Source organism: Hoeflea sp. AS60 (genome assembly GCF_038900115.1).
In the GTDB taxonomy this organism is placed as follows: domain Bacteria; phylum Pseudomonadota; class Alphaproteobacteria; order Rhizobiales; family Rhizobiaceae; genus Hoeflea.
Map to the genome: position 1 here is coordinate 1,090,303 of NZ_JBBMQP010000001.1, position 25,154 is coordinate 1,115,456.

Annotated in this window: 15 protein-coding genes; 13 read left to right on the forward strand and 2 right to left on the reverse strand. The window is 57.6% G+C overall.

From position 1 onward, the window contains the following. Window positions 1-489 precede the first annotated feature (489 nt). The 7 genes from WNZ14_RS05100 (at window position 490) to WNZ14_RS05130 (ending at window position 15,815) form a co-directional block, all read left to right on the forward strand. Window positions 490-1,413, forward strand: coding sequence for a hypothetical protein (locus WNZ14_RS05100; protein ID WP_342867508.1), 924 nt, complete (start codon window positions 490-492; stop codon window positions 1,411-1,413). Window positions 1,414-1,586: 173 nt separating this feature from the next. After that, entirely contained in the window at window positions 1,587-4,946 is a 3,360-nt protein-coding gene (locus WNZ14_RS05105) for a hypothetical protein (protein WP_342867509.1), read from the forward strand. Window positions 4,947-4,956: 10 nt separating this feature from the next. Further along, the gene (locus tag WNZ14_RS05110) at window positions 4,957-5,775 is read left to right on the forward strand and encodes a hypothetical protein (RefSeq protein ID WP_342867510.1); all 819 of its coding nucleotides are present in this window, start codon (window positions 4,957-4,959) and stop codon (window positions 5,773-5,775) included. A 15-nt stretch (window positions 5,776-5,790) separates the two neighbouring features. Then, complete coding sequence (locus WNZ14_RS05115) at window positions 5,791-7,302, forward strand: hypothetical protein (protein WP_342867511.1); 1,512 nt, start codon at window positions 5,791-5,793, stop codon at window positions 7,300-7,302. Window positions 7,303-7,307: 5 nt separating this feature from the next. Further along, window positions 7,308-10,148 (forward strand): penicillin-binding transpeptidase domain-containing protein, encoded by a 2,841-nt coding sequence (locus tag WNZ14_RS05120; RefSeq protein ID WP_342867512.1) that lies wholly within the window; start codon window positions 7,308-7,310, stop codon window positions 10,146-10,148. Next, on the forward strand, window positions 10,145-13,540 hold the full coding sequence (locus WNZ14_RS05125) for an FtsW/RodA/SpoVE family cell cycle protein (RefSeq protein WP_342867513.1): 3,396 nt from the start codon (window positions 10,145-10,147) through the stop codon (window positions 13,538-13,540). Before WNZ14_RS05120 ends, WNZ14_RS05125 begins: the two co-directional genes overlap by 4 nt. Before the next feature lie 37 nt (window positions 13,541-13,577). Beyond that, entirely contained in the window at window positions 13,578-15,815 is a 2,238-nt protein-coding gene (locus tag WNZ14_RS05130) for a hypothetical protein (protein ID WP_342867514.1), read from the forward strand. Between the two features lie 150 nt (window positions 15,816-15,965). Here the strand turns inward: WNZ14_RS05130 and WNZ14_RS05135 are convergent, their stop codons facing one another. Beyond that, window positions 15,966-16,994 carry a hypothetical protein gene (locus WNZ14_RS05135; RefSeq protein ID WP_342867515.1) on the reverse strand — a complete coding sequence of 343 codons (1,029 nt, stop codon included), beginning with the start codon at window positions 16,992-16,994 and terminating at the stop codon, window positions 15,966-15,968. Between the two features lie 79 nt (window positions 16,995-17,073). Between WNZ14_RS05135 and WNZ14_RS05140 the strand changes: the two genes are divergently transcribed. Both WNZ14_RS05140 and WNZ14_RS05145 read left to right on the forward strand, forming a co-directional pair. Further along, on the forward strand, window positions 17,074-19,623 hold the full coding sequence (locus tag WNZ14_RS05140) for a hypothetical protein (protein ID WP_342867516.1): 2,550 nt from the start codon (window positions 17,074-17,076) through the stop codon (window positions 19,621-19,623). A 213-nt stretch (window positions 19,624-19,836) separates the two neighbouring features. Further along, window positions 19,837-20,142, forward strand: coding sequence for a hypothetical protein (locus tag WNZ14_RS05145; protein ID WP_342867517.1), 306 nt, complete (start codon window positions 19,837-19,839; stop codon window positions 20,140-20,142). Between the two features lie 264 nt (window positions 20,143-20,406). Here WNZ14_RS05145 and WNZ14_RS05150 read toward each other — a convergent pair whose 3' ends face one another. Beyond that, a complete protein-coding gene (locus tag WNZ14_RS05150; protein ID WP_342867518.1) occupies window positions 20,407-20,907 on the reverse strand; it encodes an isoprenylcysteine carboxylmethyltransferase family protein in 501 nt (166 codons plus the stop codon). A 747-nt stretch (window positions 20,908-21,654) separates the two neighbouring features. Here WNZ14_RS05150 and WNZ14_RS05155 point away from each other — a divergent pair. From WNZ14_RS05155 to WNZ14_RS05170, 4 genes are read left to right on the forward strand one after another with little or no spacing between them, the layout of a single operon-like run. Further along, window positions 21,655-22,413, forward strand: coding sequence for a glycosyltransferase family 25 protein (locus WNZ14_RS05155; RefSeq protein WP_342867519.1), 759 nt, complete (start codon window positions 21,655-21,657; stop codon window positions 22,411-22,413). A gap of 60 nt (window positions 22,414-22,473) precedes the next feature. After that, window positions 22,474-23,265 (forward strand): FkbM family methyltransferase, encoded by a 792-nt coding sequence (locus WNZ14_RS05160; RefSeq protein WP_342867520.1) that lies wholly within the window; start codon window positions 22,474-22,476, stop codon window positions 23,263-23,265. Next, window positions 23,266-24,135: an alpha-1,2-fucosyltransferase gene (locus WNZ14_RS05165; protein ID WP_342867521.1), complete on the forward strand. Its 870-nt coding sequence runs from the start codon at window positions 23,266-23,268 to the stop codon at window positions 24,133-24,135. A 51-nt stretch (window positions 24,136-24,186) separates the two neighbouring features. Further along, entirely contained in the window at window positions 24,187-25,104 is a 918-nt protein-coding gene (locus WNZ14_RS05170) for a hypothetical protein (RefSeq protein WP_342867522.1), read from the forward strand. Window positions 25,105-25,154 lie beyond the last annotated feature (50 nt).

The window sequence follows — 25,154 nt, forward strand, 5'->3', positions numbered from 1 at the left end:
ATTCCGATGTTTCCTGAATAAAGACCGATTTGAAGGACTTCTGTTGGTACCAATAGGCCGGTTTGGAACTGCGCGCCGATACATCTCTCATCCCAGGAGATGTTTGATATAGACAGCTGTTCCCAAGTTGCCGAGCGCCGTGAAACCAGTTTGATGTATGGATTGGCGGTTTCCCGAGGTCAAGATTTTGATTGAACCAGGTAGATTGCCGCTTTGGGGTTTCGCCGCATTTCATCTTGTCAGGAGGCATTGACCGGTCAGCGCTGGCAGCAATCGAACTCGTCTTTTCAGTGTTGCACCCGGATTGCTGCGCATTCGATGCTCTGGCTTCCGGGCCTCGATAGGTCAAGACTTCGTTTGGCCCAATGCTGGAGTGGTGTTTCGGGGGAACCGTTGATTTCCGTATGCATGTCGATACAGTATTTCTGCAAAGCCAGGTTTGTGAATTCGTAGTTTGTTCATGGTGAAGATCTGCGAAAGGAGAATCTTGTGGAAACTATATCTGGGGAAGCAAGAGCGTTGAGGTTTGAGGAGGTGTGTTACGGCAAACCGGTGCGCACCTTGGGCGGCCCTCTGCACGAAAGCGCCTTGTATGGCGTAACCTCCGTGACGCCGGGTGTCGACAACCCGCTGCGCTATATTCCGGCCAATTTTCTCGGCAATGCAAGCCTCACATCGAGCATGATCGATCCCCAGTTTGCGGGGCGCGGCACCCTGGTTGTAAAGGCGGTCGATGACGGGTTGGCGATCATGCGGATGCGCTACCGCGCCGAAGCCGGTGAGGGCGAGGGCGGGCGGCAGTTTCTTCTGTCCCGCACGCTGCTGTTGCCGGATATCCATTATTGGCATGAGATCCCGCCCGGCTTGTTTTCGTGGTGTGAGCAGGCACTGGTTGCGCAGCCGTTCGTTTTCGACCAGCCCGGCTCTCCGGCGGCGCGGTTATTGGAGCTGCCGGCTTTTCAGGCGCGGGACGTAAACTGGTTCGACAATTTGAGCCAGCGCCGCCAGATCCAGCTGGGTTCCGCATTCCAGGCTATCACCAGAAGGGTTGGCTGGACGGTATCAAAGATGGTCGCGGAAGAGGAGAAGCAAAGGCCGGCATCTCTGATTGCTGCGGATCTTGATGTGATTTCATCGTTGCCTCGAAAATTTCCCCTTCGCCACGGCGACACCGATCAGTTTGTCCTGAATCTGGGTCTCGATCCTCAATTGACCCCAGGTGCAGTGAGCTATTTCCCAGGGCATCGCGGCAGTGCGATTGAAGCCCCGGACCTCCATGCGCTTAGAATTGCAATCAGCAACAGTGAAGAAAATCACTCACCGGAAACCGGCGTTAAGCATACTTCCGGAGCGTCAGACAGCCTTGACCGCAGGATCGGCAGCGAGCCCATCCCATTGAAGTGGCTTTCATAATAATTTCAATTAATTATGTTGCATTTTAATCATTTACTTTAGTGCAATTCAACGGAGCGCTAGCTGTTGCGCTAAGGATTTATAAACTATATCGTTCAAGCTCGTATCGGGGAAGTACTAGCGTTGGGTCTTTAATGTTGAATTGGGATCTAAGTAACCCAAAGAAAACGCAGATGCGTTTAGAGAATTGTTCCGTGATCTGTGATCTTGGGAAGTTCTCTCGCGTAGTTACGATTTCCCATTCCTCTCTGAATACTGACGAAACAATCAAGGTTTCCGTTGCTGGATACATTGAAGAGGCTCCGTGGCTCAATGCATCACTGCGTGATGCGGAGAGTGGAGAAGCGATACTTCAATTCGAATTGGGAAAATCAAGGAATATCGATCTGGTCCTTGAATGTGCGCGCGAGCCCTCAGAGGAAGAGATCGCTGAGGCGTCCCGTGACCAGTTTACGCTCTCGATCACGCTGCAAACCAAACGCGCCGATGGTCAGTCACAAAACCTCAAGGTCGAGCTTGCCAGCTTGCGCTTGCAGACGCTGAAATGGCAGCCGCCTTTGGTGCAGACGCGGCAGGTGTCGATTCCCGAGCTCAGCCGGGTCGAAAGACAAGAAAATCACGATGTCGATCTCTTCACCATTCATGTGAAGCAGCCGGTCACCCGTCTGGAATATGGTGGCGCGCCCACCGGCGCGCTGGTGTCGGGTCGCCTGAGTTGTCAGGTCGAAGGCGAGATCAAGGATGTTTCGGCGAACTTCACTCTGGAGCAAGCCAGCGCGAGATCCACTGTGGGCATCGCCTGTGAGCTTCGTGCAGGTGATGAGGTTTCAATACCCTGCATCGTCTCGATCAACGAGATTTTCGAAGCGGCCGAAGGTGCGGACAGTTTGCTGATGCAGTTCGATTGGAGCTGCGTCTTTAGTGACGAAACCCAGGCGCCTCTTTCCGGGACCTATGATTTTGACCTGCAGTTGAGGCAGGGAGAAATCCTGGCGCTCAAATACCGCGACGCGTCGGCGGTTCCCAACATGACACGCGGCGATGCACCCTTTGCGGAGCGGTTTCCGCTTGAGTTTTCGGTGCCGATCTCCGGTGGCGGGGTTCAATTTGAACTCGGCGACACCATCGAGTTCGATGTGGTCTGTCTCGACGACAGCTGGGATGTTGTGGCCCATGCGCACATCTTGCCGGAAGGCGAGAAGATGCTGCTCACCAGCCGCGACGACTTCAAGCTAATGCAGGATATTGCGGTCGACCAGAACAATGGCGGCAAGATCCAGATCCCGTTTCACAACACCACCCTGGACGACAGCGGTGACACCGACCGCTATCAGCTGTTTATCCGGTTTGAAGCCCGACGGCTGAAAATCAGGGCTGGCATGTCGCTGGTTGCCGAAGATGACCTGTTCGAGCACAAGTACGGCATGGTGGCGGTCGACATCGTGCTGCGCCAGCGCGACCCGAAATATCTGATCTGCCTCGACTACGGTGCTTCCGCGATTGCCGCATGGTTCGGACGGGTTGAAAGAAATCTCGCCCGGCAGCTGATCCCGCTCGGCTCGTATGCCTACAGCCTTGCCGGCGCCCATTCGGAATATGATCCCAACAAGAAGCGGTGGCAGAATGTTCTCATTCCATCCACCATAGGGTTGAACCCGGCCAAGCATGTGCGCTCGCGCAAGGCGCCGCTGTCCTATGGCAATCTCTCCTATGTCGGCACCAAATTGCAGGCGGCCGAAAAGAGAATGACATTGTTTGGCCGGACCTACGACATTTCGATCCCGGTTGACCGTGACTTTGTCACAGACGGCGAAAGCTCTGCCTATCTCGAGCTTCAAACGCTGGTTATCCCGGATCTCAAGCGGATGCTGATGAACTCGGAGCCAGGGTTCAAATACCGCATCAAGCAATCTGTCATCGAGCGAACAGCAAACGGACTGCAGGCGACCCGCGAGATCAATCTCGCAGCCTTGACCAGAGATGCGTTTCACGAACTCGGGTCTTACATGATCCCCAACTCGTTGTTTTATGCCCATGACCAGCTCGACGGCCCCATCGTCAGCGAAGTGGGTGACGAACGCTTTGATCAATGGCTTGAGTGTGCCGACAGCGATGTCCAGGTTGTCGTCACCCACCCAAGCGGCATCGCCCATCACAAGCGCGAATTGTACAAGAATGCAGCCAGGTCATTTGCGCAGGGTCTGACCGGAACCAAAGACACCCGCGCTGCGCGGGAACCAAAGCTCATTCCGGAAGCGCTTGCCGCCGCCTACTTTGGGATTTCCCGGTCGCAGGGACGGCGCGAGGAAACAGAGGTTTTCGCCTGCATCGACATTGGCGCCAGCACAGTCGACGCCAGCTTGATCGAAGTGAAGATGCGGCACGACAGTATCGAAAGCTGGAAGGTCTTTGCCCATTTCGGTGCAACGATCGGCGGAGCCAATCTGGATGAAGCGCTTCTGGCAATTCTGATCCAGAACCTGCGGGAGCTTTTCTCCTCGACCGAACCGGTTTTCGAAGATCTCGAACTCGACCACCGCTTCCTGCGCGACGACGCCCTGAAGACGGTTTTGCTGCCGCGTATTCAGGAGGCCAAGCGGGCGCTTTCGGAAACGCTGATGCGCAATGCCGGCGCCGATGGCCAGTATCGCTGGGCTGATGAGGGTGATGGCAGCGCTTTCACGGTCGAATTGAACGATATTCTGCGCAGTGCATCGCCCGGGCAGCCATTGAGCGAGCGCGACACCGCCATTCCCGATTCAAATGATAAGGTCCATCTGTGCGTCCGGACCATGTCGACGGGCGGACAGTCAATCTGGATCGAGATTTCGCCGGATCTGCTGGATGCCAACGCGCCAATTGCCAGCCCGTCACGCAGCAATCCGCAAACGGTCGCACGGACGCTTGGATATGCAGTGCCGGCCATGCTGATCAGGGAAGCGCGGCGGCTGGGTCTGCGTGATCCGCAGTGGGCCGTTACCGGTCGTGCCAGCCTCTGGCCTTCAATATTCTCAGGCATCGGGCGAACCACGCAATTGCTTGGTCAGGCGCGCGATGCCGCACCGCAGAGGCCGTTCAGCCCCGATGACATGAAGAATGCCACGGTCTATGGCGCGGCGCGTCTTGCAACGTCGGGTCTGGAAATCACCGACGGCGCCGATCATTCCTATGCTCTGGTTCTGCATGACGACGGACGTGGTGTTGTCTCGGAAATCGAGTATCTCGATACGCAATCACGCTCTGAAGGCAACAAGAGCGTGCGCTTCCTGCCCAATCGCTGGCTCAGCCGTGTCTTGCCCGGTCTTGATGACGTCGGCAGCGACAATGACATCACCCGCGACGAGATCGTCCGCCTGTTCGGTATTTTCGGCCAGAAGGTGGTTGTGGATCAGTCGCAGGTAAAGCCGGGCGGGCTCGCCGGCGGCCAGGACCAGCACGTCGAGATCTCCTGGAAGCGCAGGAACTCGGATGTCGAGTTCACGGTCGGCGATATCATCGTTCGCCAGCCACGAAGTCGGTTGGCGGGAACCTAGAGGACGCAAGATGGCGGTGATTGGTATTGAGTTCACATCCGGATTTGCGCAAGTGCTCTTCATCCTGCTGCTCGTCGGCGTGGTTGTGGCAGGGATCGTGTTGTTCCGACGGCTCCGCCAGAGTGAAGCGCAGCTGGCTTCCATCAGGCGGGAAAACGGGAAGCTGCGCAACGAAATCGCCAACATTACCGGTTGGACCACCAATGGTCGCCTTCCCGATGACTGGCAGGAGAAGTTGCGGAGTGACAAGACCGTTGTTGCTGGCGCAACGCAGCTCACTGGAGCCGAGGCGCCGCGCGAACCGGCTCTGATGGCTGCGCATCACGCCATGGTTTCCGTGGATCCGCCGCTTTTTGCCTCCAACGAAAGTGCCGAAGAAGTCAGCCGTTCCCATAAGCGGATCATTGACCTGATCGAGGGCCTGGCGGCAGAACGCATTGATCCGGTGCCAGCGCTCGCCAACGGGGACATGGACAAGCTGTTGTGTTCGTGGCGCCGCCTTGAGGCCTATTTCCCCGACCGCAGCGAAACCGATGCCTATGGGCTGGCCGCCTATGCCGTTCTTGATCTGTTGAAACGCAGAAATGTCCAGATTTTGGCGCCTCGGCCGCTTTCGATCGAAAGTGTCAAGAATTGCGTTTTCACCACTGATGACGCCGAAAAACTCAGGGACGTCCCGCGCATCCGCACTGCGGCATTCGCGGCAAGCTCCCGCTTTACCAATCCGCAGGCTGGGGAGGAGCTGGTGATTGATTGTGAACGTCCTGGATGGAGTGGTCCGAACGGCCGAAAGAGCCCTCGAATACTGATCCTCGATCGATCATGGTAAGGCGCGGGCGGACTCATGACACTCGGTAATCCAGTCAGGTTCAGCGACGAATCCGACCGTCCGGTCATCATGATCCCGGTCAAGCTGGATTTGCGTGACAATCAGGCGTTCTGGCGCCGCAATGTCTTTGCTATTCCGAAGACGGGTCTGATGGGGTGGCTCTTCAAGAGCCGCCGCAAGGGTGCACGGGATTTCCCGTGGGTCGTTGGCGGAAATCCGGATCCCGGCAAGCGAGCAGGTCTGTTTCAGGTCTCGCGCGGCTCCGTCGATGAGGTCCTCTACAACATTACCGACGAGCTGATCATTGGAACGGCCAATGGCAGTGAGGTGGTCGAGGTCGCCTTTCAGCATCTTACCTTCGTTTCAGGTCCGGGCGGGGTCTGTGACACGGCGTCCGAGAGAGGTCTTGAGGAGCGGATATCGGAAAGCCTGAGCTCCACCCTGAAGGGCTATTTCGACCCGACGATCGGCGTCAGGGTCGACTGCATGGTCAATCCGTCGCTGCCGGCCAATCAGCTCAACATGTATCTCGGCCAGGGTATCTTCGTGCCCCGGCGCGGCGAAAGGCCGATCGGCTTTATCCGCTATTACCCCGACCCTTCCAGGCGCGATGTCTACAATGAACCTGTCCTGCTCGATGGCCGCCCGGCCGGCCTCTACAAGGGGCAGGGCGGTCTTGTGATCGGGATCGGCGAAGGTCTTCTTCATGCAGAAATCGACCTGGGGTCCGACGAGGAAGTGCAATCGCCGTTCATGTTCATCAACAAGGACGCGGTCCTTGCGCCGGTCAATGAAGAGCCCCGGGCGCGCGGTGTCGATGCGCGGCTTTCCTTCTGTCGCGGTCATGGCAATGAACCGGTTCCGACGCGGGTGCCTTGCATCGAAGACCAATGTGATATCGCCTGGAAGATCGATTTCGTGGGAACAGCCCAGATTCCGGGACGAATGGAGATCTGTGTGGATTCGCGAAAGTCGCGGCTGCACTGGAAACCGACAAATGGCTGCAATGCCGCCATCAGCTCGCTGATGTTCGACCTGAGGGATTTTTCCCATCGTGGCGTCGATCGGGTCTGGATTGATCTTGATCGCGACAACATCCTGACGGCCTATGCACTTCAGGTCGCGCGGGTCTCTCTTGTCTGGGATTGCGAGAACGAAGAGCAATATGTCTACGAATGGGGCCAGACCGGTGCGCCGTTCAAGACGCCGGGAAGCGTCGGCCTGAAATGCCGGACCATCGAGAACAACATCATCGAGGTTGGACGCGCCGATGGCGAGCCATTTGGCTATCTGGAGCTGCCGGATACGCCGGAGAAAGTGATCTTTTCCGATACATTCCAGTCTTTCAGCGGTTACCACCTCGACTGGCTTGATCAATGCGGCCGCATCTCCTTCGGTGACACAGTGCTGTCACTGGGCGAGGCCTATGCTGAAAAAGGCTCGGGCATGCCAATCTCGCGGTTTGAACCCGGGGAAACGCGAAAAGTCGTCGGTCCCCTGGTGCTGACCCCCTACGAGGGAGGCTAAGGGCCATGAAAGCCAGAATTTTCAGCGCGCGCCACTTTCAGATTGTAGTGCTGTCCCTGCTGGCTGGCATTCTCTATCTGGGCGCTCACTTCTTCGTCGATACCTTCAGGATCAACCGTGTCTGGATGGACCGCGTCGAGATCCCAAGCGCCCTGGCGTTCGATGAAACCACGTTTGATTTTCTGGTGGACGGTGGTGCTATCTGGCCTGTCCGCGACGGGGTTTCCGTCGCTCTCGGGCACGCTGCCTGCAACACACTGGCGATGCGCTCGCCCGAAACCGTGACCCTTGTCTCAGGTGCTGCGGGCGAAGCGGGCCGCAAATATGTCCGCGAACTCTGTGAATCGGCGCAAGGCGAACGCATTCGCCAGGAAGTCGCCAATTTCAACCAGAGTTACAGGATCGTCTCGGTCTCGGATAACCGCGAAGCCGACAGCGCGATAAAATCTGACGAGGGTGTGGCCTGTGCCGATGGCGTGAGCACGGCCAAGCTGTTTGTGCCGGCGCGCTGCCTGCCCAACAAATGGGACGCGACCATCGCCGCCGATGGAAGGGCGATCCAGTCGATCACGACTGCAACGATTTCACAGTTCGACTATGCCTTCCTCGCCAGCGAAACCGACAGCTTCTTTGGCGACTGGAAAGTCATCACGCCGGTCATCGATACACAGACCGGTGAATCGGGCCAATACAAGTTCAGAACCACGATGGCCTTCGGCGACATGCCGGTGAGCATTCGCACCATCGGAGCTGTGCGCTCCATTTGGGTCAATGGGTCGCCCCTGAAAATAGACCCCGCTATCGGACCGGAAGACGTGCGCCGGATTGGCGGACAGAAGCAGCTTGCGTCGGTGGCAATCTACTGCGCCGATGATTCCCGGGGAACCGGTCATAGGGTGCGTTGCGAGGGAGAAAATCCGCGCGGCCGGCCGACGGGGTCGGTGATCCTTCTCTCCGAGCCAAAGGGGAAGGTGGTTGATCTGGAATTGGTCATCGAACCATCGATCAGGATTGATCGCGGGCTAAGGCGCTATCTTGCCAATCGCGACAAGGAGGCCGCCGAGGTCGCTGACCAGAAGATCTCACTTGGTTTCGGGCGTATCCGGGTCGCTTGCAACCTCTCGGGTTTCGAAGTCGGCCAGTCCGCGAAAGGCCGCACCGAGACAGGGTGTGACATGGACTGGAATGTTCCCGGCAACCAGAGGGTTGAGCGGCAGTCCGAGCCTTTGACCGGCCTGGCGTTGCGCGATCTTTCGGTTCTCGATTCTCAAGGGGCGCTCACGCAAAAAGCCTTTGAGATGGGTCTTGGCGCGCTTCTGGGGCTGGGCACCGGCGATTCCGGATCGGTGGCCGCTGCCCTGACCCAGACTGATGAGGGCGAAAATCCGTCGCTGACCCTTATCCCCGATTACCAGGAAAAGGCACTTGCAGCGCTCGCTCAAAATTACACCTGCCCGAAAGGCGAGGAACGGTGCGACAGGCGCGCCGATCTCGTCATTCTTGATGCCGATGGTGAGGATGCCGGCAATGTGCTTGCCGTTGCCAGCCTGCCGCAGCCACGCACAGGCATGTCCTCGTGGGACATTGAAACACTTGAGCTGACGGCATCATCCAAGAGCCCGCTGGCTGCCTATGCCTGGCGCAACTATGATCTTCGCGGCACTCCTGGCTCATCCTTCAAACTGATAACAGCGCTGGCGGCGAGCCAGTATGTCATCGACAGCGGTGACAAGGCGCTTGAGGACGTGCTGCTCGGCAAGGCAAGTCCGACGCAAATCGCCGATCTGTTCGGCATCGCCGCCACCCGCCCCTCCTTCAACGGGCGTTGCAAACCGGACTATGAGGAACACGACCCCAAGAAGCGCAATGCTCTGCCAATCCCGGGAGCAAGGGGCGGGATTGTCTTCTGCATGGGCAACTCGGCCTCTTCCGCCGGCGTGCGCAGCGGCATCAGCCATATTCTTGAGACCGGCATTGAGTCAGGCTGCGGTGACAGCGCTGAGCCCAGGTCGGGCATGTGTGAAGCGCTCAAGCGGTCTTCGAACCTGTATTTCGCCGGAATTGCGATGTATCTGGATGCGGACAAGCTTGTTGATCCGGAGACCGGTTTCGAACACACTAATCTTGTTCCCGATCTCTTGCTGGCCAGGGAAGCCGAGAGGTTTTTCCCGGCTGCCCGCAGTTCCGAGGCGATCGCACGCAAGAGCGCCCTCGACATTCTCGATGTGAATTATCCCGCAACCGGACGAGGCCGCGCCAGTCCGATGATCGTTGAGGCCGGGTTGCCGGTGCCGCCGGGAGAGCCGCGACGGTTGAGACTTGCGCGCGTTGGCATCGGCCTCAGCGTCAGTGCCAGCCCGCTTTCCATGGCGTCGGTCGCAGCGTCCGTTGCGACGGGCAAGATCGTCCGGCCGCATCTTGTGCCGCGGGCAGAGCGCGGCCCGTCGGATGATCCCGTGGAAGGTGAACCGCTTCTGGTCGCTCCGCCGGAAAAGCAGGCGTTGGTCGACGGTTTCATGCGTGAAATTCGTCAGGGCATGGCCGCGGTCGTGAGAAAACAGGGCGGCACCTCGCGCAGTGCCTTTGCAAAGATCCCGGTCGAACTGCGGAATTCCATTTACGCGAAAACAGGAACTGCCCCGGTATTCGGCCACTCGAATTCTCCCCCGGACGGGCGCTACGCGTCATGGCTTGTCGGTTTCGTCGAGCCGCAAGAGGGCCTCCCGGGCTTTGATCAGAGAATTGCCTTCGCGTGCCGTGTGGCGTTTTCTCCAAGTTACGGCGGATCGGTCTGTGGGCCGATCGTGCGCGATTTTCTCATGTCTCTCTATGAGGCCGGAAAATGAAGCTCGTCCGCTCCATCACCTCGATCTTTGGCGTTCTGATGCGGCTTGCCCTGGGGCTGGCGACAATGGTCGTGATTTTCTGGTGGATGTTTGCGCTTTATACTGCAGCGGAACACGCGCCGCATTTCAGCTCGCTCAAGGAGCTGAACCTGACGATACCTCAAGGCGAGGAGGTCGTGCTCGGACGCGCCGAATTGCTGCAGCCTGCAGGCGCGCGGTCGGCTGAGTTGCAGCATGTTCGCTTGCGCGCTGCCAGGGATGGCAAGCTGCTGATCAGCCGGGTGGCGGAGCTTCGCGATCTCAACGTCGAGTTTGGCGGCAAGACCGAAGAGGGCTCAAGCGAGCGCTACGAGATTTCCCGGCAAGAAGGTGCCTACACGCTGATTTCAGCGGGTTCGCAGTTTGTAAAGGTCGCCATGAAGGATGATGGCGGGATCGAGTTTGCTGTCGAAGACTGGGCCGGCAACACCTCGACTGCCGTGGTCTACCGCAATGGCGCCGAGATCCTGGTCAACGGAAAACCCGCCCAAGGCTGCTACGAGCAGGGCACGGCAAGCTGGGCTGTATCGCAGGCCAACAGGTTGAGCGACAGGGTCTCTGGCGCGGTCTCCGATCTTCTTGAACCTCTCGGCTTCAGCGACCTGTTGCGACGAAAGGGAAGGGCGACCATCGCGGTCCTCGGAGGCGAGGTGGACTGCACGATGCACAGTTACGCATTGGTGGCGATGCCCCGCGCCAATCCGGAACTTGAGTTCATTGTACGCAAGAACCTCTCCGACGACCGTTTGTTTGTGTCGATCTACCGCGAAGCCCAACTTGTTCCCGTCAGCTTCGAAACCTGGCTCAACGGCAAACGCATCCGCCAGAACTACGGCAGAACAGGCATTGAGGTTCCGGTGGCTTGGAACTGGCCGCTGGACTACCCACCGGTCACGCATTTCACTGCCGGAAAAACGCGATATGCCATAGAAGCGACCGCCAATTCCCAAGGCGGATGGGACGTCCACATTGAACCAAATCGCCGGATTGCACTGTTTGACGACAGTATCTGCGCCCAATCCTCAGACGTGGGGGTTGAAACCGCGTCAGCGGAAGACTGCCCTCCCCCCCTCGACAGCTCGCCCAACGTGCTGCCGAACGGGGCGAGCATCGAGGTTTCGAAACTGCAACTCCCCTCAACGCTGGACCGCTTGTTTGTCAGCAGCCCGGAGGGACTGGTCAGCGCCGAGATACTGGCAAGGAGCGCAGCGATCTGCCTGTCCCTGCTGATCGTGCTGGCAGTCCCGGGCGCCACGATCTGGCGTTCAAATGGCAGCATTGTGCGTGCGGCATTCCTGATTCTGGCGGGCGGTTTCGTGCTGGCCCTGGCCCTGGCTCCCGATCTGGTCGCGATCGCAAGGATGTTCACAGAGATTCCGGATGCATCCTTGTGGCTGTTTTATGGATTGGCAGCCATGTGGGTCTGCGCGACCATTGTTGTCGGGCTTGACCGTTCCGGCGGCACAAGCCTCTCGGCCCTCTGGCTCGTCCTGACCGCCATCATCGCGCTGAGCTCGATTTCGATGTTCAGCCTCAGCGCGGAAGGTCCGAACACCGATTGGGAGCGCTTCTTCATCAAGCACAAGCTTGTTGTGCTCGACATCCTGCCGCTGTTTGTGATGGCGCTCACCATCGTTTCGCCAACAGCGCTCAAGCTCCGGATTGGCAATGACTTCGCCGGACGCCCTTCCATCTTTTCGCCCACGCTTTGGCTTCTCACCATTGTTTTTGCCCTGTTTGCGGCCTGGTTCTTTCTCGGCAACCAGACCGGACTTGGCGGCTCCATCCAGCCGGTCGAGGCGGGAAAATTTGCCATTGTCGTGCTTCTGGGCGCGGCTCTGGCGCAATGGCTGATCCGCGCCCGACTGCTCGCCCAGTCGTGGTTTGGGATAACGCTGATCGCAGTCGTTCTCTCGACGCTGTTCATCACGGCCCTGCTCTTCGTTCCCGCTGTGAAGTCGGACTATTCGCCTCTCATCATCATCGCTTCGGCAACCGGGATTACCGCCGTTGTCGGGGTCATGGCGATTGGCTGGAGGATCAGGGAAGAAGAGTTTGATGACCTGAGGGACATCAGGCGAATCCCGCTGTCCTATGCTCCCTCAATTCAGGATTTCCGCCTGAGTTCAGGGCAGTTCCTTCTGCTCCTCCTGGTCTTCGCGGCCATCATACTGGCGCCGCTGCTTTCCGGTGATCGAGCCACCGAGATCATCGATGTTGCGATGGGCTCGATGGAATATCTGATCGCGGCAGGGGTGGCGCTGCTGCTGCTGGGTGTCATGCTTGCAAGGACGCTGGCCATTCCCCGCGCTGTGTTCATTCTGCTTCTGGGGCTGCCGTTGGCGCTGATGGGCACCTGGGCGCTCATGCGCAACGAAATGGTGATCCTGGGGATTGCCGTGGCCTGTCTCGCCGTAATTGCCTTCGCTGTCGCAATTCGAAATCGCGTGAACTGGACGCTGGCACGGGTGGCGATTGCGGCACCTCTCATTGCGCTGGTCATGGCTGTGGCGCTCAGGGACGTGCCGGCAAAGGCCGGACTTGGGGTGCAGGACTGGTCATGGTTCTACGGCCCCGACAAGCAGATTTCCGAACTGGAAAAGGTGCTCGGCGAAGGCCGCCGCTTGCCGGTCGAGAGGTTGATGAGCTGGGCTGATCTGCGCTTTGGCCGCTATGGCGGCTTTGAGGAGCCGCGCCAGCTTATCCTCAGGGACATGAACTTCCACGTGCTGCGGTCACGGGCGACGCTCGCCAATGCGCCATGCGGGTTGAGCAGCGAATTGACAGCCGCGCCCTACAACATCGGCTATGCCGTTCAATGGCTGGGCGATGGAATTTCAAAGGGGTTGGGGATTTCCTGCCCGGATGAAGCGCAACAGGCCGAAACGCTGCGCTGTACACCTTCGACCCTGAAAGGGCCCGTGAGACCCCACTGCGTGCCCGTGGTCCAGAGCGATTTTGCCGCGACCTACATCGCAACACGGCACGGCAATGCCGCTGCGACGCTGCTGATCGCGCTACAGGCCTGTTTCATCTTTCTGGTGATCGCGCTCTACATGAAACTTCAAGCCAAGCGGTCGCGCGATCCGGTCGAGACCGGGGCGGATCAGGCCCTGGCCTGCATCGCGCTTGGCGCGGGCATGCTGTTCCTGATGCAGTGGATACTGGCGTGGTCGAATGCGTTCGGGCTTTTGCCAGTCATGGGGCAGCCGATGACGTGGCTTTCGGCAGGAACAAGTCATCATCTTTTCATGGCAATACCGGCGTCGCTGGTGCTTCTCGTGGCAACTCGTCTTGCCGGGATGAAAGCACCCGTGTTAACAATTCGTATACCGCCACGCCGCCGGGGTTAGTCACCGTAGTGTTTGAGTTAAGGGAGCAGGCGTTGAGATGGACAAGAAACAGAACGACGGGAATGCGATCCTAAGTACGACGCGACTGAAGCAGGCTTTCATTATTGTCTTTGCTGCAGTTGCATTCTTCATGACCGCCTACGCCACCAGTGGTGGGGCGCGGATATTCATGACAGAGACCTATGCGTGGGTCGGTATTACAGCGCTTGCTGTCGGGTTTCTGGCTTTTACATCACTTGTGCTCGGTGATGGCATATCGTCCAGCAGGCTCTCCCAGGTAGCCCTGGTGATGCCGTTCTATCTTGTCGCGGTGGCGATCTGCTGGATCTCCTCATTCGCCTCCTACCATCAGCAGTTCCTGAGCGTTGGCGGATCCGATCTTGCCAATGCCGAGACCAATTTGCGGCAGATGGGTCTCTACACCCACGATATCAGCCAGGACATGAATGACGACTATCTGGCAAGGAAAACCGCCTTGCTCGGTGACGAGGCGCTGAAGGATTACTCGACCAAAATGGGCGCGCTGACCGATGAATTGCGTGACCGGGACCGGAAAAAGGAAATCGCGTCGGAACTTCAGAGCTTGATTGAAGCCAAGAAGATCGCCCTGAGAAACCGTCAGGGCCAGCTGAAGACCCAGCAGGGTGACGTCGAACGGGATTTGCTCAAACTCACGACCCAGATTGAGAGCCTTGAGAAGGATGTTGCCGCCAAACAGGCGCAGGTGGCAGCTTCTGCCGAGCGCGTCGGCAAGCTCGAAGTCGCCCTGAAGCAGGAGGAAGGCGAGCCGGGAGTTTCGCCTGAAAGCAAGGAAGTCCTTCTTGCCGACGGCCTGGCCGGCCAACTGGTCGATGATCCGGCTTGCAATCGCAGGCGTCGCGCCGGCACTGGAGGCGGTCTGGCCGGAACCTGTTTCAAGGCTCTCGGGTCACAGCTCGTACAAACACGCGCCGAGCTTGCGGATGCGAACAGGGCTCACAAATCAGCCCGTGATCAGTTGGTGAATGCAAACCAGAAACAGGCCTCGTTGCAATCCGACGTTGTCAGGATCGCAGCCGAACTCGATGAGGCAACGACGCAGATCACCGAAGACGTGGCATCAGGCTATACGCTCGATGCTGATGGCTTCCTTCAAAGCGTCAACGCGTTCGTCGATACGCCAAACCAGACCAGTTTCAGCCAGACCGCCAAATACTGCCAGGTGGTCACCGAGGTTTTGTCGGACCTCAAGTCCGTGTCCGATCTCCCCGCCTGCGAGCCGCAGGCGCTGATGGCCGTCTTCCGGCAGATCGACACGCTCGATGCCGATCAGATTGCTTTCAACCAGTCCTGTGACGAGACCGACAGCCGCAAGCAGATCATCGACAATCTGCGCACTGAAATGCTTGATGTGTCGGGGCCGGAGCGGCTGAAGCCCATCACGCGGGCCTATGACCAGATGCGCGCGGAAGTGCTGGAGACATGTCTTGTTGCAGCCGAGCAGCGAGGCCTCGAGGGTGGCCCTTATCGTGAGGATCTCGCAAGTCTCTACGATCGCATCAATCCCTCACAGGACGCGATCAGCAAGGCGATCGGCAAGGTCGAGGCGCTCTTCAACGGAACGGCCTCGGCGCGCGATTACTTTCCTGCCTTGCTGGCTTTGCTGCAGGAGCTGTCGCTGCTGCTCTCGAAGCTGTTCTGGGATGCCAATGCAACGGCGAAGGGCTCGCGGACGAAAGAGGAGCTGGATACCGCCGATCTGGATCTCGATGCCAAACCGGATGATCCCGACTCTGTCCTCGCTGCTAAGAATGTTATCCTCAATGCAGTCTTCGACAAGCAGGGCTATCTGCTGCCGCTGCTATATGACGAGGAGTATTCCCATGAAATGCGCAGCCAGATGCGGTTGATTGTCGACAACCTGTTCCGCAAGCAGCTGGCCAGGAAAACCAGCCGCGGCACCCTGATATCGGAGCAGGGCCTGGCTGAAGTCGGGCGCAGAATTCGCAGGCACAATGAAGCGGTGGAAAGCAGGAGCACCGCTCCCGCACCTGAATTGACTGCCCTTGAAGCGGCCGCGGTTTCCGAGAACCTTCACGCCGCAACTGAGCCACGCGAAATGACGGTCAGGACTGGGACGGAAGACAGGCCTGCTGGAAAGAGCACCGCTGCGCCGGCGGGAATAGTGGCTTCAGGCCCCGAAGACGCAGTTGATGATGTCACGGAGAACACGGCCCAGAGGCCACGCAGGCGCAGACCTGTGGTGGTCAGGCCGAATTTCCGCCGAGAGATCTAGGTCACCCGATCCAGACCATTGAATGATTAGGCCAGAACTGGCGGCGCTCGATTGTAATAGGTCGGGCGCCGTTTGCATTGAGGGGGTGGGGTGGCTGATCCCAAACGGGCTCGCGATCAGGCCGCAGCGACAGGAAAGATACCGACGGCTCTAGCCCTGGGTGCCGTCGGCGTTCTCTGCAACTGGGAGCGCGGTATTTGTCGCCGGCTGGCTTGGGGCCGAGGGATCTCGTTCCTTCAATATCCCGCTGAGGATTTCGTCGCGGGTGAACAGGAACGGACTGTCGAGCCCGAGCGCCGCAAAGATGAACGGGTCGGCGGTCATGTAGGGATAGCGAACATTGTCCGGCGTCAGTGGCACAGGAAACCGCGAATTGCCCGGATCGAGGATCTCGGCATTGGCGTCGATGTTGGCGCAGCCCAGTTGTGGATGGAATCCATAACTCGAAGTGGCGATGAAGCGCAGATCGATATCCCTTTCCTGCGACGGGAAAGGCCTGAAGTCCTTGATGATATCAAACGCGGGCCGCATGAGGGTATGCAGGATTGCAAGCACGGCTTCCGGCTCGGTTGCAATATCCCGGGAGCGATTGCCAAATCGCAGCAGCAGCAGATCAAACATGCTGATCGCGATGGCGACCCGTTCCAGATTCTGAAATTCCGGCTTTCCGGCGCGCTCGAAGAAATCCTCGACCTTGTCGATCAGCGTCTCGAACCCTTCGTCGCTGCCGGCATGAAGGGCAGAAATGACCAGAACGATCCCCTTTGCCTTGGAGAACCATTCGTCAAGCTCCTTGGCCTTTTCAGCATGCGGGTTCGCTTTCCCCGCAAGGTCACTGCTTGGAAAGGCTGCCTCGCCGGGCGCGTCGCGGACATGAATGGTGAACTGCTTGTTCTCGAGAGTGCCTGCCGGCTGAAGTCCGCCACTCGAAGGCATATCCAGTTCAAGGTCAAATCGAATATCGGTGACGCTCTCCGTCGCTTCCGGCAGGGTCCTATAGTAATTTCTAAGTAGTTTTCGGTTGGTTCTGTCGGTTTCGATCTTGATATTGTGGAGCTGACGGAATCCATGAAAGTTCAGTTCGACGCATTTTGCGAAGTCGACAAACAAGTTTGTCTTCCCTGATCTCACCGGGCCGGTCAGACCGACATGTATCTCGTTGTTATCATTAACAGCCAATTCAGCTTTCCCTTTTGCTGAATTTCATTATAACTCTTGGAGATCAATAAACCATTTGTATAGTACAGGAAAGAGTCGAATGGGTTATCGGGGTGGAGATTGCGAGAATGTCTGGCTGGCCTGGGACGGCGAGGACCAGGCGGTACTGGGGTATTTCGCGACAAAGGGCGAGGAACTGGTCAAGCACCGGAAAGGTGCGATCGTTCTGTGTCACCTCAAGCCCCATGCCTTTCGCGAGGGCAATCGCTCGGGGATCGTTGTTGACGTTTTCTCGATCGGACCGCGGGAAAGCTTTCTCCGCACGCTCCGGCTTCCGCGCGGTACCCACTCTGTTGAACTGCTGATTGACGACGCTCAGACCGCACGGCCGCTCAAGGCATTCGAGCTGGCAAGCGAGACCGACGGTCTCGCGCCCAACGCGCGTTACGGCAATGTTGTGATCGCACTGCCCGAAGATGCTGGTGACAATCCGGACGCAAGGTTCGTTTGGTCCGACAAGCGCATTCATCATGTCAAGAAACCGAAGGCCCACATCGGATGGGCGGGCTATTTCACCTCCTGGCCGGTCCACGAAGGCGAGGGCATGGGACATGTTGTTGCTGTCTCCAGTTTTCGCCTTGAGGTGCCGCATCTTGAAGACGCGCTGCAGATTTTCCCTGTCGGCTATGACATCACGGAAGCTGAACTCGTCGGAAAAGATGACAATGCGACCGCCATCACGCGGGCATCGGTCGAAAATGACCGGGTCCAGAATGCTGTTCTGACCATTGAAGGAAGCCGGCCGCTGCTGCAGGGGCTCTATTTCCTGCATGTCTCGGCCCATCGCCAGCGCGCCAATGAGTGGAGCGATATCATCGATATCGATCCGGGCGCGTTCCAGTCGATCAGTGACAACCTCGTGGAGGCCTACAGACAGTTGCTCACCAGCACTGACGGTTGGGATGACACCGAGGTGGCAGATGCAGGGCAGAATCTCATTGAGATCCTCACCCAAGAGCACCGCTGGTTCGAGCTGTCATCGCCTGATTACTTTGTCGATGTGTTTCCCGACGAGAGCGGCGAAAAGGTCAAGCTCTCGGTCTTTGAAATTTCGGCCGGCGACCATCTCGTTTTCTATGACACCATGGGCCGTAAACTGCGTGCCGGTCAGCATCTGAGCTCCGACAGCATCCTCGCTTTCAAAGCCAACACGACCGGCCTGCAATTGCTGCGTGGCGTCTACACCACAAGCCACAAAAAGATTGCGGAAATCGATGCGCACCGTCCGGCTAAGCGTTCGTCGCTGTCACACGCCAACGATTTTGAATCACTTCCTGCCGCGCTCAGTACAAAGCATGACTGGGTTGGAGCACCCTATTCGCCGTTCGACTTCACGCCCCTGAAGGTTCACTCTGCCATTCATTATGGAATGGGGGATGCGGAGGGCGCTTTTGCCTGGGATACATTCATAAGTGATGCGGCGCCATGGTTGCTGGCGGATGCGATCAATCCGAACTTCTGGACCAGGCACAACGATTTCAAGGGTGCGCGTGACGGCAATATTCTGGTCCGGGCTCTCAGTCTGCTCGGCCGCGACGAGGCCTTCGTCGCTTTGCCGCAGCTGGAAGACCAGATCGTTGCTGCTTTCCTGATCATGCGACTGGCCAAGACCCCGGTTCTTCGGACTTGCGTTTACAGGATCAACGGGCTCAGCCCAGCAGCCGATGACCTTCCGGCCCTTGCCGAGTTGGTCGACCTGATTGATGACCGCCTCAGCGATGTCGAGTTCAGGGAATGGCTGTCCTTCAGCGAGCCCAAGATATTTGAGGCGCTGTGTGAGCCCGGCGGCCAGTCCAGGCCGATTGAGCGTGGCACTCTCATGCAGTTGGCCGACGAACTGCAGCATGCCGGTGACATCTTCGATGCGTTCCACGGTGCGCTGGGTGAATCCGCCAAGCGACCGCCTGCGGGCGTCACCGATGGCGGGCGCTGGCAGCAGCAGGGCGCGAGCGAAGAGGCACTGCAAAACCTGATAGCGACATTGACGGAATCCGACCTCGCCAGAGACAAGGTGGCTGGCCAGCATTATGAATCGCTGCTCGCCCGGTTTGGCAGCAATGCCTATTACAGAAGCAGGATCGCCTCGGACATTTACAAGAAATATCCGGACCTGCTGCCCAACGACAGCAAGAAGCTGATGGAAATTCTGCGTGGGCTGTTGACCGAATCCGGCTGCAATTTCGACATGCGCAATTTTGATGAGAAGCTCGTCGGAAGCGTTGCCGAAAACATGCAGAACGTCGAAAACTGGCTTCTGCCCAATGCGGTCAACATGCGCAAGATGGCTCAGGTCGAACTCGATAACGCCTCGCTGAACACTCCGACAGACGAGAAAAAGAAGGCCGCTATCATCGAATTCGCCGCAGCCCATGAAATGCAGAAAACATGGGATGATATTTCCGATATCATCGTGCGTGCCGAGGATGCGGGCATCAGGGTTCCGACAAAATTGAGGCGCCTGCAACTGCTCTGGCCGCGCGAGAGCTCAACGACGCTCAGCGAGTTCCTGACATTTGAACACAAGCACAAGCACATTCTCGGCCAGAAGCTGAGTGAAGCCTATGGATATGATTCCGTGCTTTATGCGTGAAGCGACAGGCTGATCTTTGGCCATAGATCTGAGGGCTGGAAACGTACGGCCCGGACAGGCGAAAGCGCTGGTCCTGCTTCGCCTCGACCAATGCTTCATCCTATGTCGTCGACGGAAGAGATCAGGCATTCGCGAAAAAAGGCCCGATTTTTTTGGAACCATTTTCGGCTCGCAGAGTTCTCCTATCGTACGAATTAACGAAAGGGAAACACCATGAACAAGCTGATCACAGCAACCGCCATCGCCACATTGTTTGCAACCGGCGCATTCGCCGAAGGCGTTCAGACTTACAACCGCACAGCCATGGAAACTATGGCCGGTGGTGACAAAGCCGTCGTCGACATCATGATGGACGAAGATGGCATGGACCGCACAGATGCAGACTTTCAGGCTCGCTGGGACGCCGCAACGCCCGAGCAGCAGGCAACCCTGAAGGATACCTGTGCCAAGGGTATCGAAGACAAGGTCGAATTTTCCGAAACTGGCGCCACACGGTGCAAGATCGTGACGACCAACTAAGATAGGCGCAGGCTTTTATGCCTCTGTCTTCATCAGCCGGATGCTTTGCATCCGGCTGATTTTTTGTATGTGCACACCCTCAAACCTCCGGTCCAGGGCATAGCTTGCAAGCTTGGACGACCAGCGAAGCAGGTTACCGCGTTAAGCGCCAGTCGGCCAATCCGGATCAACTCGCGATCAAGATGCTCGTGTCGCGGTCTCCAAAGACTTCAACGACGAAACCGGTTTTCAACAAGAGACTGAAATTTTCCGCAATGGCTCCGATCAGGGAAGCCAGAAAATCACCGGAAGGTATCCCGAGGATTGCAGATATTCGACCGCGCCGACCAGCGGGATGACGGCAAGAAAGTAGAGAGAATCTCCAAAGGCCCGTTGGAGCACAGGAGGCGAAAACATCACTTCGGACGCAGTGGTGTAGAGACTGAAGTTAGGCCAGAATTGTGGGGTCCCGGCTTCGTAGGTGAGGTACTCAGGTCCAAATTGCGAGCGCAGGTAGGACGCCTCCCCATTTGCGGTGATGGAGAACACGATATAGCTCACCAAGCCCAGGCCAAAGGCAACCACTATCGAGCCGAACACCAGACCTGCTCCAAACGCCCCAATCGTCGAGAAAAGGTAGAGCGGGTTGCGGGTAATCGAATAGGGCCCCGTCATCACCACTTCGCTGTTCTTGCGCGTACCTATGTAAAGGGTGCTCCAAAGTCTGCCAAAGATACAGGCCAGAATGAGCAGCATGCCGACCGCTTTCAAACCTGTGTAAAGCATTGGCACGTCATGCCATGCTGACCGGGAGATAAACAGCGCAGCAATTCCAGCCGCGCTCAGGAGCAAAAGAATCGACCGCCGTCTTCTCTGGTTGTAGGGCTGGGGCTCACTTGACGCCGTCATATGTTCATCCTGGACCAGTTTTCGCGCTTTCGGCGATTGGTTTTCATCAGTCGCGTTTGCGCCAGCCACAATGTGTGGAGCGGCAGAAAGGTACAAAGCGCGTGTGCTAGGTATAAGTTGTCGTCCCATTTGTCACGTGTTTTGACTTTCCCCTGCGTTTCGAATGTCCCGTCCTGCCAGCAGGCCACGGTGCTCCGCAAGCCAAAGAGTGATCTGCCATAGGTTTCGCCGGGGTGTGTCAGGCAAGCCGCAATGTTCGCACATCAAGTTGGGCGACCAATTGGAATATCTGTCGAGCGAAATAATCGGCTTGCTCTCGCACTCTCCGCAAGCCGCGCGGGATACTGCCCCACCGCTTCTCTGGAATTCGATAAATGTGGCCAAGATTTCCATCTCCTGGTACATCCCAGGAAGAAATCCGCGACGGAAACAGCATGATTTGTATGCAAGGCGTGGGGCGCTGTCAGTTTGCCGGTCTACTATGAATTCACAATTGAATCTCATATAAGCGTGTGACATTTCAAGTCAGGTTTGCGCGACCGGCAGGCAAGTCTTGCCATCCGAATGAGACTGGAAGCACCGGGGAGTGCCTGGTCAAAGCAGTCAGTCACATATTGGTGCACTATGAGCGGTAAAAACGATATTCACGCCTTCATAATTCATCTGATGCGTGCTTCGGCCCGGAAACCACAAGTGGATCGCATTCTTGCCGCCTGCCCACTGCAAGCTCACGTGATCGAGGCGGTCGACGGGCGCGCCCTGTCGGGTGAGTACGTTGACGCAGTCTACTCCTCTGACAGTTTTCATGCGCCGCGATACCCCTTTAAGCTTGGCTTGGGCGAGGTCGGATGCTTTCTCAGCCACCGCAAGGCGTGGCAGGCTATTCTCGATAAGGGTCTCGAGGCAGGGCTGGTGATTGAGGACGACGTCGAGATGGATCGCGTGGTCTTCACTGAAGCACTCGAGCTGGCGCGCGCCAATATCGCTGAGCGTGGAGTGATACAATTTCAGGTGCGCCAGATCAAAGATCCAGGGCCTGTGATTGCGATGCACAATGATGTTCAATTGACCCGTCCAGCGGTGGTGCCGCTGAGGGCTTCGTGCACCCTCTATTCGCGGTCCGCGGTCAAGCAGTTGCTTGGTCAGACAGAGCGCTTCGATCGCCCGATTGATACCTATGTTCAAATGCATTGGGTGACGGGCATCCGCCCCGGTCTTGCCATTCCATCTGGGGTGCACGACAAGGGCCAGGAAATAGGCGGCACGACGATACAGGCCCGAAACAAACCCATGTCAGAACGCTTCGCTCGTGAAGTATTGCGACCTTTCTACCGCGCAAAGGTTCTGGCCTACTCTCGGCTCAATGACAGGCCAAAGATTTAGCAGTCGACTGGGCCCAGCCTCTGCTGGACCAGCCCTTGGGAATGGGGTATCCACCCACATATGTCCGCAATTGATACCTTGATCGCTGCCGTTCTGCCGTCCAGCCTGACCTTGTCGCTGGTTCGTCGTCTGATGAAGTCCACCGGCATTGGCCATGGTGGAATAGTCACCAAGTCTGGCGAAATGAAAGCCGCCGCGGCAGCTTTGACAAAAGCCGGTGTTGATAAACGTTCCTTGGTCTTGTTCGACGTGGGCGGCAATATTGGTCAGTGGACCTTGGCCGCAAAGCAAATGCATCCCTCAGCGCAGGTTCATGTGTTCGAACCCTCCGCCAGCCATCTTGTAAAACTCAGGTCATCACTTGATGGTCTGGATGGCGTCAAGATCAACCCGATGGCGCTGGCTGCTGGAGAAGGGGAGGCAACCCTCTACAAGGACGCGGACATCACCGGCCTTGCCTCGTTGACCAAGCGCAATCTCGCCCATGTCGGCCTGTCGATGGAACTGAGCGAGACGATCAAGCTTGGTACACTTGACGATTATTGCGCCAGCCACGGCATCACAGCGATCGATATGCTCAAGATCGATGTCGAGGGGCATGAGCTTGATGTGCTCAAGGGTGGGTCCACAATGCTTGATCAGCGCAAGGTCGCGGTTGTGCAGTTCGAGTTTGGTGGCTGCAATGTCGACACCCGTACCTTCTTTCGCGACTTTTATGATTTCTTCGAAGCTCGCAATTACGCGATCCACATCGCCGGTCCGGGAGGCCGTTTGACACCAGTCAGGCGCTACCGGGAATTTAACGAGCAGTTCTCGACAACCAATTATATTGCCATTCGGCGCGGAGGTTAGATGACAAAGGCTCGTGTGATATCGCGCCTGCATGGCGGGCTTGGCAACCAGCTGTTCCAGTATGCGGTCGGTCGGGCCGTCGCGCTCAGGAACGGGGCAGAATTGCTGCTTGATGCGCGTCATTTCAACGGCGACAACTCGTTTCAGTATGATCTCGGACATTTTGCCATTCAGGCGAGGGTTGCCGCTGAAGATGAATTGCCTCCGGCAAAGAACCGGCCTTTGGCTTATGCATGGTGGCGCAAGTTCGGGCGTTCGCCCCGGTTTGTTCGCGAGCAGAAGCTCGGTTTCAACGAGCGCATCGATGGCATCGGTGCTGATTGTTATCTGCACGGCTATTTTCAGTCCCAGCGCTATTTTGACGATATCGTGCCAACGCTTTGGAGCGATCTGAGCTTCAGGGAGCCCATCGGCGGCGAAAACGCCCGCATGGGAGAGCGCATCCGGACAGGACCGTCTGTCTCCATGCATGTCCGCAGGGGCGACTACATCACCAATTCAAAGGCGCAGGCCGCCCATGGCTCAACTGAGCTCGCCTATTATCAGCGGGCTCTCGAAGAAGTCAGAGCAAGGTCGGGGCAGGATCCGGTGGTCTATCTGTTTTCCAATGATCCCGCTTGGGTGCGTGACAACATCAAGCTTGATGCCGAGCTTGTTCCCGTGGCCATCAATGACGGCAGCACAGCGCACGAGGATCTGCGTCTGATGAGCCTGTGCGATCACAACATCATAGCCAACTCGACATTTTCCTGGTGGGGAGCATGGCTCAATCCATCGCACAGCAAGATTGTCACCGCTCCGCAGCAGTGGTTCGCCAGCCCGAAGCTGTCCAATCCGGACATTACCCCGCCGGGGTGGCTCAGGCTCTGACCGATGGTGCCGGACGGCCAATAAACGGAATTGCGCCTGTGGAGGGGTACAATGAAGTTGGGCTGGTCAGGGAAGACTTATAAGGGAGTGCCGGAAGTACCGTTTCGCAAAGCTGCGCGGAAACGCAAGCAGCTGGCGTCGGTCAGGCAGGATCTTCCGCTGGCATACTTCATTGGCGACAGCCATGTCTCTGTCTTCTCCGGTATCGATGCAATCGATCCGGGCTATCCGGCCATATCCGACAGCCTGTTTCCAAACGTCAGAATCTGTCGTTTGGGCGCCCCTTTGGCCGCGACGATGACCAGGGAAGACGCCACAGAGGGCGGGCGCGCAAAAGCCTTTTCGCTATTGTCGGTAATCGAACCAGGCGCCAGGGTTTTCTTGTCGTTCGGGGAAATAGACTGCCGGGTACATATTCCGCGGCGGGCAGGGTTCGAGGGCTCGGGCATTCCGATGGCCGTTGAATCCGCCATGGTCAACTATCTGCATTTTGCCGACGAGTATCGCAGTCAAGCCTCCGCTCGCGGCATCGATATCGGCCTCTTGTCGCCACCACCAACAGCAACCTTCGATAGCATGGATGATCCAGGCCATCTTTTCCGGATGCTGCGCAAGAGCCGAAACAATCACGTTGCACGCGCCGCCTACCGGGTTCTGAAGAACTTGATCCCTCGCAGCAAGCGAATGCATCTGAACAATGCGCACACTCCCGCCTATGCCGACGCCTGGGCGCTACGCAATCAGGCGCTCGGCTGCATGCGTGATCGGATGCGCGAGTATTGCCAACAACGCGATCTGCCTTTCATCGACATGTTCGGGCCATTTCTGGGGACGGACGGAAAATCCGCACGGCACTGGTTCATGGATGAAATTCATCTCGGCGTCATAGCCATACCCGAGGTCGCTGCGGATTTTGCAGCATGCGGAATCCCGAACTTCAGCCCCGATATTGCCGGCAGCACCGCATGACACGCCGTCGCGTGCAACCTTGGCCGGTTGATGCATCGCTCTCAGGAAAA

Bases quoted from the DNA above. Each gene is read 5' to 3' on its own strand.
- WNZ14_RS05150 (WP_342867518.1), bottom strand. From the start codon at position 20,907: ATGCTTTACACAGGTTTGAAAGCGGTCGGCATGCTGCTCATTCTGGCC.
- WNZ14_RS05110 (WP_342867510.1), top strand. From the start codon at position 4,957: ATGGCGGTGATTGGTATTGAGTTCACATCCGGATTTGCGCAAGTGCTC.
- WNZ14_RS05155 (WP_342867519.1), top strand. From the start codon at position 21,655: ATGAGCGGTAAAAACGATATTCACGCCTTCATAATTCATCTGATGCGT.
- WNZ14_RS05165 (WP_342867521.1), top strand. From the start codon at position 23,266: ATGACAAAGGCTCGTGTGATATCGCGCCTGCATGGCGGGCTTGGCAAC.
- WNZ14_RS05170 (WP_342867522.1), top strand. From the start codon at position 24,187: ATGAAGTTGGGCTGGTCAGGGAAGACTTATAAGGGAGTGCCGGAAGTA.
- WNZ14_RS05105 (WP_342867509.1), top strand. From the start codon at position 1,587: ATGCGTTTAGAGAATTGTTCCGTGATCTGTGATCTTGGGAAGTTCTCT.
- WNZ14_RS05160 (WP_342867520.1), top strand. From the start codon at position 22,474: ATGTCCGCAATTGATACCTTGATCGCTGCCGTTCTGCCGTCCAGCCTG.
- WNZ14_RS05130 (WP_342867514.1), top strand. From the start codon at position 13,578: ATGGACAAGAAACAGAACGACGGGAATGCGATCCTAAGTACGACGCGA.
- WNZ14_RS05140 (WP_342867516.1), top strand. From the start codon at position 17,074: ATGGGTTATCGGGGTGGAGATTGCGAGAATGTCTGGCTGGCCTGGGAC.
- WNZ14_RS05115 (WP_342867511.1), top strand. From the start codon at position 5,791: ATGACACTCGGTAATCCAGTCAGGTTCAGCGACGAATCCGACCGTCCG.
- WNZ14_RS05145 (WP_342867517.1), top strand. From the start codon at position 19,837: ATGAACAAGCTGATCACAGCAACCGCCATCGCCACATTGTTTGCAACC.
- WNZ14_RS05120 (WP_342867512.1), top strand. From the start codon at position 7,308: ATGAAAGCCAGAATTTTCAGCGCGCGCCACTTTCAGATTGTAGTGCTG.
- WNZ14_RS05125 (WP_342867513.1), top strand. From the start codon at position 10,145: ATGAAGCTCGTCCGCTCCATCACCTCGATCTTTGGCGTTCTGATGCGG.